At 53.6% G+C, this 15,643-nt stretch carries 14 protein-coding genes; 6 read left to right on the forward strand and 8 right to left on the reverse strand.

The window, feature by feature from the left end; all coding sequences use genetic code 11:
- Positions 1–65 precede the first annotated feature (65 nt).
- Positions 66–1,364, reverse strand: a complete 1,299-nt coding sequence (gene urtA / locus NP589_RS07945) for an urea ABC transporter substrate-binding protein (protein ID WP_256606495.1) — start codon at positions 1,362–1,364, stop codon at positions 66–68.
- A 26-nt stretch (positions 1,365–1,390) separates the two neighbouring features.
- On the reverse strand, positions 1,391–2,647 hold the full coding sequence (locus NP589_RS07950) for a putative porin (RefSeq protein WP_371929656.1): 1,257 nt from the start codon (positions 2,645–2,647) through the stop codon (positions 1,391–1,393).
- Between the two features lie 181 nt (positions 2,648–2,828).
- On the opposite strand from NP589_RS07950, the gene NP589_RS07955 reads away from it, so the two are divergent.
- The 5 genes from NP589_RS07955 to NP589_RS07975 all read left to right on the forward strand — a co-directional run bounded on the left by NP589_RS07955 (position 2,829) and on the right by NP589_RS07975 (position 10,336).
- On the forward strand, positions 2,829–3,677 hold the full coding sequence (locus tag NP589_RS07955) for a hypothetical protein (RefSeq protein WP_256606497.1): 849 nt from the start codon (positions 2,829–2,831) through the stop codon (positions 3,675–3,677).
- A 508-nt stretch (positions 3,678–4,185) separates the two neighbouring features.
- Positions 4,186–4,851, forward strand: coding sequence for a hypothetical protein (locus NP589_RS07960; protein WP_256606498.1), 666 nt, complete (start codon positions 4,186–4,188; stop codon positions 4,849–4,851).
- Positions 4,852–4,926: 75 nt separating this feature from the next.
- The gene (locus tag NP589_RS07965; protein WP_256606499.1) at positions 4,927–5,361 is read left to right on the forward strand and encodes an REP-associated tyrosine transposase; all 435 of its coding nucleotides are present in this window, start codon (positions 4,927–4,929) and stop codon (positions 5,359–5,361) included.
- A 671-nt stretch (positions 5,362–6,032) separates the two neighbouring features.
- Positions 6,033–9,410, forward strand: coding sequence for a hybrid sensor histidine kinase/response regulator (locus tag NP589_RS07970; RefSeq protein WP_256606500.1), 3,378 nt, complete (start codon positions 6,033–6,035; stop codon positions 9,408–9,410).
- A complete protein-coding gene (locus NP589_RS07975; protein WP_256606501.1) occupies positions 9,407–10,336 on the forward strand; it encodes a response regulator transcription factor in 930 nt (309 codons plus the stop codon). Before NP589_RS07970 ends, NP589_RS07975 begins: the two co-directional genes overlap by 4 nt.
- Positions 10,337–10,409: 73 nt before the next feature.
- Here NP589_RS07975 and fabG read toward each other — a convergent pair whose 3' ends face one another.
- The 6 genes from fabG to NP589_RS08005 all read right to left on the reverse strand — a co-directional run bounded on the left by fabG (position 10,410) and on the right by NP589_RS08005 (position 14,996).
- Positions 10,410–11,138 carry a 3-oxoacyl-ACP reductase FabG gene (gene fabG / locus NP589_RS07980; protein WP_443190078.1) on the reverse strand — a complete coding sequence of 243 codons (729 nt, stop codon included), beginning with the start codon at positions 11,136–11,138 and terminating at the stop codon, positions 10,410–10,412.
- Positions 11,131–12,087, reverse strand: a complete 957-nt coding sequence (gene fabD, locus NP589_RS07985) for an ACP S-malonyltransferase (protein WP_256606503.1) — start codon at positions 12,085–12,087, stop codon at positions 11,131–11,133. The genes fabG and fabD overlap by 8 nt, the downstream gene beginning before the upstream one ends.
- Positions 12,088–12,089: 2 nt before the next feature.
- Complete coding sequence (locus NP589_RS07990; RefSeq protein WP_256606504.1) at positions 12,090–13,058, reverse strand: beta-ketoacyl-ACP synthase III; 969 nt, start codon at positions 13,056–13,058, stop codon at positions 12,090–12,092.
- Positions 13,055–14,083, reverse strand: coding sequence for a phosphate acyltransferase PlsX (plsX, locus tag NP589_RS07995; RefSeq protein ID WP_082880175.1), 1,029 nt, complete (start codon positions 14,081–14,083; stop codon positions 13,055–13,057). The genes NP589_RS07990 and plsX overlap by 4 nt, the downstream gene beginning before the upstream one ends.
- Positions 14,084–14,293: 210 nt before the next feature.
- Entirely contained in the window at positions 14,294–14,476 is a 183-nt protein-coding gene (rpmF, locus tag NP589_RS08000; RefSeq protein WP_020482631.1) for a 50S ribosomal protein L32, read from the reverse strand.
- Position 14,477: 1 nt separating this feature from the next.
- Positions 14,478–14,996 (reverse strand): YceD family protein, encoded by a 519-nt coding sequence (locus NP589_RS08005; protein WP_256606505.1) that lies wholly within the window; start codon positions 14,994–14,996, stop codon positions 14,478–14,480.
- Positions 14,997–15,064: 68 nt separating this feature from the next.
- Here NP589_RS08005 and NP589_RS08010 point away from each other — a divergent pair, with 68 nt between their 5' ends.
- Positions 15,065–15,643, forward strand: a complete 579-nt coding sequence (locus NP589_RS08010) for a Maf family protein (protein WP_256606506.1) — start codon at positions 15,065–15,067, stop codon at positions 15,641–15,643.

The following is a 15,643-nucleotide window of genomic DNA, read 5'->3' on the forward strand; positions in this document are numbered from 1 at the left end:
TCTGTCCTCTTTTGGGGGCGAGGCCCGCGGCATCCTGCCGTGAACCTCGCGGGTAACATCCGCTGTTAATAGTTCTGTCCTGAACACTTTTTGGTTTTGGTGTTGTAGTTGCCGCAGCTGATCGGTGCGGTCCAGTCGGCGATGATCGGTTTGCTGTCCGGCAGGAAGTCGGACCAAGCATCGCCGTCGACCAGTTTGTTGGTTTGCCAGACGGTGACGAACTGGCCGTCGTCTTGGATTTCGCCAATCAACACCGGTTTGCTGATGTGATGGTTAGGCAGCATTTTCGACATACCGCCGGTCAGATTGGGGTATTCAACGCCGATCAAAGCTTTTTGTACCGCGTCTGAATCCGTGGTGCCGGCTTTTTCGACCGCTTTCACCCACATATTAAAGCCGATGTAATGGGCTTCCATCGGGTCGTTGGTGACGCGTTTCGGGTTCTTGATGTAGTCTTTCCATTGTTGGATGAAGGCCGCGTTTTTAGTGGTATCCACGCTCATGAAGTAGTTCCAGGCCGCCAAGTGACCGACCAGCGGTTTGGTGTCCATACCGGATAATTCTTCCTCACCCACCGAGAAGGCGATAACCGGGATTTTTTCCGCGGAGATGCCTTGGTTACCCAACTCTTTATAGAACGGGATGTTGGCGTCGCCGTTGATGGTGGAAACCACCGCAGTTTTCTTGCCGGTAGAGCCGAATTTTTTAATGTCGGCGACGATACTTTGCCAGTCGGAATGGCCGAATGGCGTGTAGTTGATCATGATGTCCGCCGGTTTAACGCCTTTGGATTTCAAATACGCTTCCAGGATTTTGTTGGTGGTGCGCGGATAAACGTAGTCGGTACCGGCCAACACCCAACGTTGCACTTTCAGGTCGTTCATCAAGTAATCGACCGCCGGAATCGCTTGCTGGTTAGGCGCGGCGCCGGTGTAGAACACGTTTTTAGACGATTCTTCGCCTTCGTATTGCACCGGGTAGAACAGGATGCTGTTTAACTCTTCGATGACCGGTAATACCGATTTTCTGGAAACGGAAGTCCAGCAGCCGAAGATGGAAGCCACTTTGTCTTTGGTGATCAGCTCGCGGGCTTTTTCCGCGAACAAAGGCCAGTTGGAGGCCGGGTCAACCACCACCGCTTCCAGTTTCTTGCCCAGCAGGCCGCCTTTTTTGTTTTGTTCGTCGATCAGCATCAACATAGTGTCTTTTAGCGTGGTTTCGCTGATCGCCATCGTGCCGGACAGCGAATGCAGCACGCCGACTTTGATGGTGTCTTCGGCGCGGGCGGACGATGCGCCGAGCAGCAGCGACGATAGCGCGGCGCCCAATGCCAGTTTACGTAAGGGATTGCTCAGTAAATTCATCGTGATAGTCCTCTGTTATTAGAAAATTAAATTTGCCACTGGAAGCCGACCATGACCTGGCTGGCGTTTTCGCCGCTGGCGGTGGATTTGTAGTTCAAGCCTTTGGTCAACAGGTCGCCGTATTGGTAGCTGGCGAAAATTTTGGCGTTGTGGCCGTCGATGATGTAGTTGACGCCGCCTTCGTAAACTTCGCGGTTCGGGCTGTTATCCGGCGACACATTCACGTAACGCAAAAACGGTTGGAATTGGCCGATGCCGATTTTTTGCGGGAACAGATACATGCCGCTGACGTCGTAGGCGTTGCCTTCGAACATCGAGAATTGGGCCGGCGCGCCGACAGCACCCTCTGCATCGCGGATGGCTTGGCTATACGGGCCGGTAATGCCGTAGTTTTTGTACTCGCCGTTGAAGGTGACGACGCCACCGCCCGGCAACACTTTTTCCATCAACACGTCGGCGGTGGTGCCGCGGAAGCTGCCGGGAGAACCCAGCGCACCGGCGCCGTCTTCCTGATATTGGTTGGCGACGCCGACGGTCAGAATGTCGCCGCCTTTGCCGTAGTAAGTGCCGGAGGTGTAGTAGCCGGGATTTTTCTCGACGTCCCAGAAATTGTAAGCAAAGCGTTGTGCGTACAGGATATTGTCATCGACGTTGGCGCCGCCGCGCAGACCGCGGAAGAAACCGGCCGCGTATTGCAAACGACCGTCGAATACCGCACCCCAGAAGGTGGCACCGTCGTCACGGCCGAAGGAACCGGCCGAGGTGCCGTCGGATTTGATGGTCAGGTTATAGTCGGACGGCTCGAACGGGGTGCCGGCGGAGAAAATGTTGTACACCGCGCTGTAGAACGGACCGTTCATCTCGCGGCGCTCGGCGGGTACCAGCATCCGGCCTACCCACAAATTGGCATAGGGCGTAACCTCGAACTTGCCGATAGCGTCCAACACTCGCACTTCGCCGCCGTTGCCGCAGGTTTGGCAGTCGGTGTTGAATTCGACTTTCAGATATTTATGAATCTGGCCGTTGATGTATAAACGGATATTGTCCAGATTAAAATCGTTGCTCCATTTGTCGGCGTTGGCGCCGACCGAGCCTTCCTGGGCCCGGAAACTGGTCCGCAAACCGGCGCCGACGCTGACCCATTTGGTATCATCGATTTTAAACGTCGCGCCAGCCTGCGCTTCGGGCGCCTGTCCCAGGCCGATGGCGCCCAAGGCCACCCCGCTCAGCAAGCCGATTGCCCGGCCGCTTAGTTTTTGTGGGTTAAAACCAGTCATTTGCATTCCCCTTTATCTGGATTAAACAAACCATTGCCGGCGGCGATGGCGATTGAAAACGTCGGGGAGATTGTTGAATTTTGCAGGCATCCGCCACAATCGGGTAAATGACTCATCAGTCATTTGACGTATGGCTGGGAAATTGGGGTTTCCGTAGAGTGATCAGCAAGTTAAAGAGGATATTGCTATGAAAAACTGGTTAAGGCTGAAGTGGTTTTGGAATTTAGAGCCTGCTGAGTGCGGCGGAAGTGGGAGGTGCTTTAACGGCGCCTTGAAGTCTTCGTCGCGGTCAAAGTTCTTTCCGCCCAGGATCAGGCCTTCAATTCTAATCGGCTGCGGCGTCTTACTGGCCGCAGGCTTTTCGACAGCCTGGGCCCAATCCCCTGATGCCGGCAAACCCCTATCGGCTATCGAATTTGTGGTCAGCGAAGATAACCTGCGCCAGTTTGGCTTTGCGGTGGAATCGCAAGCTCTCGCCGAGCGTGTCCGCGCGAATTTGGCAGAGTGGGAGTTTCCCCTTGCGGCCAAAGGCCCATACAGCCACCAACTACTAGCCAAGCTCGGTAAAGTGACACACCGCGAAACGCCGGTGGGTTTTTCCTTTTCCAGCGGCAATTCCGACCCGCGCGCGACCGATTTTCAAAAAGCCGATGTGTTGCCGATTACTTGTACCTTACGCGATGCCGGCAATCAGGCCGTTCTGCTGGAACGCGAATCGACGTTTAGCGCCCATGCCTTGGGCAGAGACGTGTTGCCGGCGCGGATTGTCGATAAGTTGGTCGATCAAATTGGCACCGCTTGTCTGGATGTGCTGGAGCACGCGCCGTTGCCGAAACAACCTGGTCGCGTGAAAACCGAACTGTTCAAACCCAAGTGGATGCCGGACGTGCGGGTCGAGGTGAGAGAAGTTCAGGGCCCGGTTGATGCGAATGGGGTGGCGCAGCCGGCCGCTGTCGGCGACGAGCCGAAGAAGGAAATTATTATTCATAATCAGGGGACGCCGGTGATATTTCAGTTTGGACATGAGAGGAAGTGATGTTTAGCTTGGCTCGATTTGCGTGTGGTACCCAGAAATTTGGTTTATGCATTTGATTGCGGGACGGTTCGTTCCTTCTCCCTCAGCACCCACAGGGCATAAAGGAGAAGGCTAGGATGAGGGGGTAAGAAGGAGTCGCTGGCGCGACGGCTGGTTTTAATGTCGGGTCTCGGCCCGACAGCCGAGTAACTTTTCTTTGTTTGGCCAAAGAAAAGTCACCAAAAGAAAAGCCACCCGGCATTCCGCCAATTTCCTGCGCTTCTCGCTTTTGGCGAGGGTTTTTGGAAGGGCCGTCCCTGGCCCTCCGAAAACGAGCGGCATCCCTGCCGCTCCCCTGCGGGCTGATCTCGCCAAAAGCTGCGATGCTCGGGGCGGAATAACGGGAGCAACCCTCTTCGCGAGATCGGAAGCAGTTGGATGATTTTGTATGTTTGATGCCATAGGGTGTTGTAGGATGCTGTCGGCGATAGCCAGCACAAACGACCGAAGCCATCAAACGGAAAAAATTATGAACGATGATACATCAAAGAAAAAAGGCGTCCGCGTTGCTTTATCGAAAAATCAGGCATCAGAAGGACTAGGTCGTGAACTTGTCGAATTGAGTTCTAAGTGGTTAGCAGACGGAAAGTTTGACTCGCATGAACTCGAAGAGTTGACTGCTTGGCTCGCTAAGGTCCCAGTCGACAGCCTTCCTGCAATTCGATTTTTAAAAGAGGAGGTCGAGCGATTTATTTCTGCCGGAGAAATTTCTGAATGGGAGCTAAACCGTCTGCAAAATGCGGTAATTCGCGTCATTCCTCAAAGAGAGCGTCAAGAAGCAAAGTCAGCACGCGCTGAATACGATCGAGTCAATTCGGAGAACCGAGCACGGGAGCGTGAGAAGAATAGGCAAGAGAAGGCCGAATATTGGAGAGGATTAAGAAAGCAGTACGCCAGCGATTGGGAGAATGAATCTGCCTCCGATGCGCAATTGGACTTTATTCGTGATCTTGGGGGTAAGGTTTCATCTGAAATTTCAAAATTAGAAGCGGCTGAGTTGATAGATGACTTACTTAATAAGAACGCGCCGGCGGCGGCAAACATTAAATCAGGATCTGGTTGCTTTTCAGTTGTGGTTGTTTTTTTGATAGTTTTGACAGGCTTTCTTTACTCGCTCGGAAAACTAGCATCGTAGGGTGGGCTCGGCTTTTTGTGCCCACGCGGGGAAAACCACAAACCCTGATTTAACCATCAAAAATTAACGACCGGAATGTCCCGTTACCGCCGCTCGCAAAATCCCGGTGCAACGTATTTTTTCACGGTGGTGACGTATCGGCGGCAGACGATTTTATGCGATGCACCGATACGGGAGGCTTTGCGCAAGGCGATTGCAAGCACTCGCGCCAAACGGCCGTTTACCATCGATGCCTGGGTTCTGTTGCCGGATCACTTGCATTGCATTTGGACATTGCCGGTTGGTGATGGAGATTATGCAACCCGTTGGAGCGTGATCAAACGTCAGGTGAGCGTGGCTTGTGGCGATGAATACCGTCGGGCCGAATGGATCAATGCGTCGAAGCAAAAACATCGGGAATCGACCTTATGGCAACGTCGGTATTGGGTCCATCAAATACGGGATGAAACCGATTTTGCCCGGCATATGGATTACATTCATTACAACCCGGTAAAGCACCAATGTCGTTAAGATAAGCTTTAGCCAGGTTACTTCCCCTCTTTGAAAAAGAGGGGCCAGGGGAGATTTTTTAAATAAATCCCCCTCAATCCCCCTTTTTCAAAGGGGGAAGCATGGGTATTCAGCCACCAAGAGAATTTTCCAAAGGGTATAAAGGCCTTATTCTACGTTTCATCGTTATGTTGAAGAAGTGTGTTCGTTGAATCGGGGCGGTGATGGTGTTGATGATTTGGTTGCGGGGGAATGAGCGGTTTGTCCGTGTGGGCACAAAAAGCCGTGCCCACCCTACGCCGACTTTTGGCGAGAATCGGACCAAATCCGTTTTAATAGCAGGATGGTTTTCGTCCCGTATGCCGCGCCGAGCACCGGAGCTTTTGGTGGGAATAGCCCAAAGGGGTGCGGCAGGGATGCCGCTCGTTGGCGAAGGGGCAGGAAGCCCCTTTCGCCAACCCCCGCCAAAAGCTTCGGAGCGCAGGATAAATCGGCAGGATAAATCGGCAGGATAGCCGATTTGCATGCATTGAACCCGTAGGGCGAAGCACATGGATGTGCCGAGTGAGCTAAGCGGCATTCGGGTGGCTTTTTCTTTGAATACTTTCTTTTGACCACGCAAAAGAAAGTATTTCGGCCGTCGGGCCGAGACCCGACTTCAAAAACACCCGTCGCGGCAGCGACACAACAACATGAAGCCAATTCACCAAAACATCACCAAAATCCGCCGCGACTACAACCTGTTGGTCGCCAACGAAACCCTGGAAGACTACGCGCTCCGCTATGCACCGCGCAGCTTCAGGAAATGGTCGGAGTTCCAGGTCGCCAACACCGCCTTCGGCTCCACCTCGTTTCTGGTGCTGGAAGCGATCGGCGGCTTTTTGTCCATCAATTACGGTTTTACTAATGCCTGTTGGGCGATTCTGATCGTCGGCATCGTGATTTTCATCACCAGCTTGCCGATCAGTTATTACGCGGCCCGTTACCACATCGACATTGATTTGCTGACCCGTGCCGCCGGTTTCGGTTACATCGGCTCTACCGTTACCTCGCTGATTTACGCCTCGTTTACCTTCACGCTATTTGCGCTGGAGGCTTCGATCATGTCGCTGGCGATTGAATTGTATTTCCAGATTCCGCTGGCCGTCGCGCATGTGGTCAGTGCGGTGATCGTGGTGCCGCTGGTGACGTTTGGGATTACCACCATCAGCAGGATGCAGTTATGGACCCAGCCGATCTGGCTGGTGCTGTTGATTGCGCCTTACATCGCTGTGGCCCATGCCGAGCCGGAAGCGCTGATGACTTTAAAAACTTACTTCTGGATTGCCGGCAGTGGCGAAGGCTTCGATTGGCTGTTGTTCGGCACCGCAAGCACCGTAGCGTTTTCGATGGTCGCGCAAATCGGCGAGCAGGTGGATTTTCTGCGCTTCATGCCGGATAAGACCAAGGCCAATAAATTCAAATGGTGGGCGGCGATGCTGGCGGCTGGTCCGGGCTGGATCGTGTTTGGCGTGGTTCGGCAAATTGCCGGCGCCTTGCTGGCGCATCTGGCGATTCGGCACGGTATCAGCCCGCAGCATGCGCACGAGCCGACGCAAATGTATCTGGTGGCCTATAACGAGTTGTTCGAGAATCCGCAATGGGCTTTGGCGACCACGACCTTGTTCGTGGTTCTCAGCCAGATCAAGATTAACGTCACCAATGCTTATGCCGGTTCGCTGGCCTGGTCGAATTTTTTCTCAAGGTTGACGCATAGCCATCCGGGCCGGGTGGTGTGGTTGTTGTTTAACGTGCTCATCGCCTTGTTGTTGATGGAGTTTGGCGTATTCGGCGCGCTGGAAAAGGTGTTGGGTTTGTTTTCGAATATGTCGATTGCCTGGATCAGCGCGGTGGCGGCGGAGTTGATGATCAACAAGCCCTTGGGACTGAGCCCGAAGGAAATCGAATTCAAACGCGCCTATTTGTCCGATCTGAATCCGGTGGGGATGGTTGCGACGTTTGTGGCGTCGGTGGTATCCATTCTGGCTTATGTCGGGCTGTTCGGCGAATGGCCCAAGGCTTTTTCGGCATTTATTGCTTTGGGTTTAGCCTTTTTACTGGTGCCGATCATCGCGTATTGTTGCGGCGGTAAACATTATCTGGCGCGCGACCGGAAAAAGCACAATCGTAAGTCGCACGACAAATGCTCGATTTGCGAGAACGAATTCGAGCACGATGACATGGCCTATTGTCCGGCCTATGCCGGCAGTATTTGCTCGCTGTGTTGCACGCTGGACGCGCGCTGTTTGGATGCCTGCAAGCCGGGTTTTCGTTTTGATGACTATCTGGAGAGTTTGGCTAAGGCGTTGATGCCGGATTTTATCGGCATAACTGCGCGTTTGCGCTTGTTGCGTTTTGGACTGCTGTTTGGTTTTTTGACCATCCTGACCGGGATTTTTATCAGCATCATTTATTACCAGGATTTATTGAGCGTCCAGCATAATCAACCGGCCTTTGGCTTGTTGATCAACAACTTCCTGAAGATATATGCGTCCTTGCTGGTGTTTATTGGGTTGTGTACCTGGTGGCTGATTTTGAATGCCGAGAGCCGACGGGTGGCGCATGAAGAAACCGCCAAACAGACCCAATTGTTGTTGCAGGAAATCGAGCAACACAAACAAACCGATCTGAAGTTGCAGCAGGCGCGGCGCATGGCGGATGCCGCCAATCAGGCCAAGAGTCGTTTCTTGAGCAATATGAGTCACGAGATTCGTTCGCCGCTGAACAGCATCGTCGGCTATGCGCACATTTTAAATCAGGACCCGAATATCCCGGAAAACCGCCGGCAAGCGGTCGATACCTTAAAGCGTAGCGGCGAACACTTGAGTGCGTTGATCGAGGACATTCTGGATATTGCCCGGATCGAGGCGCGCAAATTCGATTTTAAATATCAGCCTATCGATTTTCCGGGCTTTATCGAACATCTGGTGCATGTCTTCAAAGCGCAAGCCGAAGACAAGGGCTTGAGTTTTAATTGTCAGCTGACCACCGTGTTGCCGCAGCGGATACGCGGTGATGAAAAACGGGTAGGGCAGATATTGATGAACCTGCTCGGCAATGCCGTCAAGTTCACCAGCCAGGGCGGCATCGTATTTCGGATCGGTTACAGCAGCGGGGTGGCCAGCTTTCAGGTGTCCGATACCGGCAGCGGCATTGACGAGCAGCAATTGCAAAATATCTTTCAACCGTTCACACGGTTGGATACGCCGACCGGCAATGCGGTGTCGGGTAGCGGTTTGGGGCTGACCATCAGTAAAATCCTAACCGAGGTAATGGGCGGCGAATTGACGGTGCAAAGCCGAGTGGGTGAGGGTTCCACGTTTAGCGTAAGGCTGTTATTGCCGAGTCTGGGGGTGGAAAATGAAGCGGAACCCCACGCACCCATCATCGGCTATCAAGGTGCGCGCCGGCGGATCATGGTGGTGGACGACCAGCGCGAACATCGGGAGTTATTGTTGTCCTTGCTGGAGCCGTTGGGCTTTTATCTGGAAGAGGCGGATTCCGGGGAGGCTTGCTTGGACAAGGTGGCGGAACAGCAGCCGGATCTGATTCTGCTGGATATTTCCATGAGCGGCATAGACGGTATCGAAACCGCGATGCGTCTGCGCGAGCTTGGTTTACAGATGCCGATTCTGGTACTGAGCGCCAATGCCTATCCCGGTGATCGGTTGGCGGTGTTAAATGCGGGGTGCAACGATTTTCTGTCCAAGCCGATTCAAGTCCCGCAGCTGATCAGCAAGCTGAAGCTGTATTTGTCGCTGACCTGGGTTTATCAAGACGATGGCGTGCAAGCGGTTCCCGAGAAAGCGAGCGAGCCAATGCTGGTGCCGCCGCCGGAATTAATACAAGTCTGCGTGGAATGCGTCAGGATAGGCGACTTGTTGGAATTGAAGAAAGTGCTGGCACAACTCAATCAAACCGAGCCGCGCTATAGCGCATTTTTTGCCAAGCTGACGGCTTTGGCCAACCAATTTCGGGTAGGCGAAATCAGAAAATTGTTGAATATGCACAAACAGGAGGTGTCCCGATGATGGAAGTATCCGCGAGCAATGGCACTGTATTGATAGTCGATGATACGCCCGGCAATCTGGCTTTGTTATCCGATACGCTGTCCGAAGCCAATTACCGGGTATTGGTGGCTACCGACGGTTGTTCGGCCATCGAGCAGATTCAATACGTTAAGCCCGACATTATTTTGCTGGACGTGATGATGCCGGGCATCGACGGCTTCGAGACTTGTAGCCGCCTAAAAGCCGATCCGGCGACCGCGCCGATTCCGGTATTGTTCATGACCGGCTTGAGCGAGTTGGACGATTTATTGCGCGGCTTTGGCGAGGGAGCACTGGACTACATTGTCAAACCGATTCGGCCGGCAGAGGTGTTGGCGCGTATCGAAGTGCATCTGACCCAATCCCGCAATTTACGGCGGGCCGAGAGTTTGCTGGATCATCACGAATTTGCCGCAGTGGCGGTCGATGCGGCGGGCGGTATTGTTTGGCTAACGCCGGCGGCCAGAGAATGGTTAGCGGATTTTTCCGAATTGCAGGGGATGCCACAGGCTGCGGATGACATGCTGCCGGAGTCGCTGCACGGCTGGTTTCAGCGTTGGTTGCGGCAAAGCGGGCGGAATGACGCGGAAACCGAATCCGACGCTCATCGCCTGGCACCGGGGTTTACGCTTAGAGTGAGTGCTTGCCAGAATCCTGATGAATATCTCCTGCTGTTGCAACGGGAAGACGCGCAATGGACGCCGGAAACCTTGCGCGACAAACTGAAGCTGACGTTTCGCGAGGCCGAGATTTTGATGTGGATTGCCCGCGGCAAAACCAATAAGGAGATCGGTATCATCCTCACCACCAGTCCCAGAACGGTGAACAAACATCTGGAACATATCTTCGAAAAGCTCGGTGTTTCCACGCGAGCGGCGGCGGTGGCGATGGTGTTGCAGCGCGCTTAGTTCAAAGCCAAAAAAAGGCCGGTAACCTTATGGGTTGCCGGCCTTTTTGGGGTATGGAGAAACGTTGTCGCCTTTAAGGCATGTACATGCCGCCATTCACATGCAAGGTTTCGCCGGTGATGTAGGAGGCTTGCTCGGAGGCCAGGAAAGATACGGCATGGGCGATTTCTTCCGGCTGACCGAGGCGGCCCAGCGCAATCGAGCCCAGCAGAGCATTCTTGATGTCTTCCGACAATTCCTTGGTCATATCGGTGTCGATAAAGCCGGGGGAAACGGTGTTGACGGTGATGCCGCGTGAACCGACTTCTTTGGCCATGGATTTAGCAAAGCCGATCATGCCGGCCTTGGCTGCCGCATAGTTGGCTTGGCCGGCGTTGCCGGTGGAACCGACGACAGAGGAAATATTGATGATGCGGCCGTAACGGACTTTCATCATGGCGCGCAATACCGCTTTGCTCATCCGGAAGATCGAGGTCAGGTTGGTGTTGATAATGTCGTCCCATTCTTCGTCTTTCATCCGCATCAACAGGTTGTCGCGGGTGATGCCGGCGTTGTTGACCAGGACTGCCGGGGTGCCGTAGGCATCGCCGGTGGTTTTGATAAAGCTTTCAATGTCGGCGGAATCGGCGACATTGAGTCTATAACCTTTGCCGTTTTCGCCCAGGTAGCTGGAAATAGCGTCGGCGCCGCTATCGGAGGTGGCGGTACCGACGACAAAAAATCCGTCGGCGACTAATTTTTCGGCAATGGCCCGGCCTATGCCGCGGCTGGCGCCGGTAACAATGGCGAGTTTTTTATCCACGGAGTTGCTCCACAACGTTGTTGATGGTTTCGGGGTCGTATAGTGTGTAATGCGCGGCATCCGGCGCGATGCGTTTGTTCAAGCCGACTAATACTTTGCCGGGTCCGCATTCGACAAAGGCGGTGACCCCTTGTTCGTGCATGAATTTGACGCTTTCAACCCAACGTACCGGTTTGAACAATTGTTCTTTTAATGCATAGCGAATTACTTCCGGCGAACCGTGCGATTTGACGTCGGCATTGTGGATCAAAGTGCTATTCGGCATCTCGACGTTAAGGCTTTGCAGTATTTCGTTGAGCTTGTCGGATGCGGCTTCCATCAGTGCGCAGTGGGACGGCACACTAACCGGCAACTTTAAGGCGCGTTTGGCGCCCAGTGCTTTCAAGGCTTCCATTGCGCGTTCCACCGCAGCGGTTTCGCCGGCAATCACAACTTGACCTGGGGCATTGAAATTGGCTGCAGCAACGATTTCGCCATTGGCAACTTCGGCGCAGGTGTTAACGACTTGATGATCTTCCAGGCCCAGAATAGCTGCCATCGCGCCTTCTCCGGCTGGTACGGCTTCCTGCATCAGTCGGCCGCGCTCGGCCACCAGGCGAATGGCGTCTTCATAGCCCAGCGCGCCGGAGCAGACCAGGGCAGTGTATTCGCCCAAGCTGTGGCCAGCCATCCAGGCGGGTTTGATGTCGGTTTTTTCGCACCAGGCTCGCCATACTGCAACGCCGGCCGCCAGCATCGCCGGCTGGGTGTTGTGGGTTTGGTTCAAGTCGGTGTCCGGGCCGTTGGCGACCATATTCCACAGATCGAACCCCAGCACGTCGGAGGCTTGCTCGAAAGTTTGCTTGACCAGCGGATTGGCGGCGGCCAGCGTGCCCAGCATGCCGACGGCTTGCGAGCCTTGTCCGGGAAATACGAATGCCAGATTGTAACTTTGTTCTATCGTCGTCATGTTTAGTACCTGATTAATGCGGAACCCCAGGTGAATCCGGCCCCAAAAGCTTCCATTAATACGGTTTGTCCGCGTTGAATACGGCCGTCGCGCACGCCTTCGTTAAATGCCAACAATACGGAGGCGGAGGAGGTGTTGCCTTGGTTTTCCAAGGTAAGAATTACTTGGTCCATGGACATGCCCAACTTTTTGGCGGTGGCGGCGATGATGCGCATGTTGGCTTGATGCGGCACTAGCCAATCGATATTGCTTTGCTGTAAGCCGTTGGCTTCCAGGGTTTCATCGACAATCCGCCCCAGCGTGTTGACCGCGACCTTGAATACTTCGTTGCCGCGCATGCTGATGTAAGCTGGCTCGTTTTGTTTGGCGACTGCCGCTACCTGCGGATTGGGGCAATACAATAAATCTTCGTAGCCGCCGTCGGAATGAATATGCGTGGACAAGATGCCCGGTTTATCGCTGGCGGTCAGCAAAATTGCGCCGGCACCGTCGCCGAACAGAATACAGGTACCGCGGTCGGTCCAATCGACGATACGGGAACAAATTTCTGTGCCCACCACCAACACATTTTTGGCAAAACCGGTTTTCAGGTATTGATCGGCGATGCTCAGCCCGTAAACCGAACCGGAGCAAGCGGCCTGAATATCGAAACCGACACATTGCTTGATGCCCAAGCGTTCCTGCAACAGGCAGGCGGTGCTGGGATAGACGCGATCCGGCGTGCCGGTGGCGACGATGATCATATCGATGTCGTCAACAGCAATTCCGGCCGCCTCAATAGCTTGTCTGGCGGCGATTTCCGCCATGCTGGAAGCGGTTTCGTCGGGGCCGGCTATGCGGCGGCTTTTGATGCCGGTTCTTTCGTAGATCCAGCTGTCGGATGTGTCCACCGTGGCGGAAATATCGTCATTGGTGCGTATGGTTTCGGGCAGATAGCCGCCCGTACCGATAACATGAGTCCAGCGTGTCATTCATCAACCTTTTGGGTCAGCGCGAGTTCTAGTTTTTCGCTGATTTTACGAATAACGCCCTGCGCGACTTCCACTTCCGCCAAATGGATGGCGGTTTCGAAAGCCAGTGCGTCGGCGCCGCCGTGGCTTTTGATAACCAGGCCGCGCAGGCCGATGAAACTGGCGCCGTTATAGAGGCGCGGGTCTATGCTGTCTTTGAAGCGTTTCAGAACGGGGTAGGCAATCAGGCCGGCTAATTTGGTCAGCCAGTTTTGCGAAAAACTGTCTTTCAGCTTGCCGCCTATCATTTTTGCTGCGCCTTCTATCGATTTCAGGGCCACGTTACCGACGAAACCGTCGGCGACGATCAAATCGACTTTGACGCTACCGGCATTGATGGAGTTGCCTTCCACATAGCCGATATAATTCAGCCCGGAATTTTCCAGTAATTTCGCGGCGGCTTTGACCTGTTCGTTGCCTTTCATGTCTTCTTCGCCGATGTTCAGCAAGCCGATACGCGGACGCTCGATGTTTTCCACGGCCTTGACCACTTCTTCGCCCATGACGGCAAATTGGTACAGATGTTCGGCACTGGAATCGACATTGGCGCCTAAATCCAGCATGTGGGTGTGGCCGAAAGTAGACGGCAGCGTGGAAATGATCGCCGGGCGTTCGATGCCGGGTATCATTTTCAGCACAAAACGGGCAGTCGCCATCAGCGCTCCGGTGTTACCGGCGCTGACGCATGCGTCGGCTTTGCCTTCCTGGACCAGATTAATCGCTACGCGCATGGAAGAATCTTTTTTGTTCTTCAAGGCTTTTTGCGGCGCTTCGTCCATTTCGACAACTTGCGAGGCGTGTTGAATACTGATCCGACCTTTAAATTCGACCAGTGCTTGGGATAGCAGGTTACCAAGAACCGCTTCATCGCCAACCATGATCAGATTTAAGTCCGGATTTTTTCTTAAACAGGCCAGTGAGGCAGGAACGGTAACTTGAGGACCGAAATCCCCGCCCATGGCATCAATTGAGAGAGTTGAGCTCACGCTTAGGACTAACTCCAGTAGTTGAAAGGAGCCAACAGCTGTCCAGCGACGCGTTGGCTTACCCAGAGACTATCAATAAATCAAATATTACTGCCCGTCGTGCTGACGATTGCGCTGGAAAACGCGATACTTGCGGCCGGTCTTGGACTGAGGGCTGCTCGACTCGCCTTGCGAATGGGCTGCGAGTCGGCCTATGGCAGTTTAAAACGATTAATCTTCGTCGTTGCCCGCAATGATTTGACGGCCTTTGAAGAAACCGTCCGGCGTCATGTGGTGACGCAGATGGGTTTCGCCGGTCAATGGATCCTGAGCCAGGGTTTTGCCGACTAATGCATCGTGTGAACGACGTTGACCGCGTCTGGAACGCGATACTTTGCTCTTTTGTACTGCCATTTCAATCTCCAGTTTTTTTAAGTTTTGCTAAAACAGAAAAAGGGTTGTTAGCCTTAGTCTGACTATCTGTTGCGCTGTAATCGGCATCTTCCGAACGGTTGTGCGCGAGACAATCGTGTTCATGCCGAGGGTAGTCGGGCAATGCCAGCAGGATTTCGTCTTCGATCACGGCGTTTAACGATAGGGTGTCGCCGTCCAGCAATAGCGGTTCGCAATCGTCTAGTTGCTTTGCTTCCTGTAGCGAAGAGACAACAGCCAACTTAAAATCGATATCCAGCGGCCAGGTCAGTGCTTGTAAACAAGACTGACACTCCAGCTCCACAACACCCTCGATATGGCCGGCAACGACGATGCGTTTGCCTTCCTTACCAAATTCGATCTTGACGCTAACGCTGCCGCCATGATCGATCACGCTATCAGACAAGCGCTCGAGCGCAGCGATTTTTATATCCCCGGATAGCGCGCCACGTCTTTCGGCGAACAATAAGGGATCGATATGGTCGGGAAACTTGTCTGACATAACTGTACAATCATACAGATAACTAACTGTTGCGTCAAACGCACACCTACTCAAACCACTAACTACCGATGACCGCCATAGTCCTTGCCTCGAGTTCGAAATACCGCCGCCAATTGTTGGAAAAGCTGGGTCTTGATTTTCTTAGTTGCAGCAGCGATATTGACGAGCGCCCGCAATCGGGCGAATCGCCTGATGCTTTGGTACACAGATTATCGCTGGCTAAGGCTGAAGAAGTCGGCAAAACATACTCAAACCATTTGATAATCGGTTCCGATCAGGTTGCCGTGCTGGACCAAGAAATATTGGGAAAGCCCGGCGGGCGCGACGCGGCAATTCAACAACTTGCCAAGCAATCCGGCCGGACCGTGCGATTTTATACCGGCATCTGTGTTTTGAATAGCGCAACGGGCCGAAGCTTAAGCGATATGGATGTTTGTAGTGTGTATTTCAAAAGGCTGACATCGCCGCAGATTGAAAACTACATCGATCTGGATCAGCCCCTCGATTGTGCCGGCAGCTTCAAGTCCGAAGGTTTGGGGATCGCGTTATTCAGTAAAATTGTCGGAGAGGATCCTAATGCCTTGGTCGGTTTGCCGTTGATAAAACTGGTGGCATTGTTGGAAAAATTCGGCGTCGATATTCTCTGA

Source organism: Methylomonas rosea, from assembly GCF_024505055.1.
Taxonomy (GTDB): Bacteria; Pseudomonadota; Gammaproteobacteria; order Methylococcales; family Methylomonadaceae; genus Methylomonas; species Methylomonas rosea.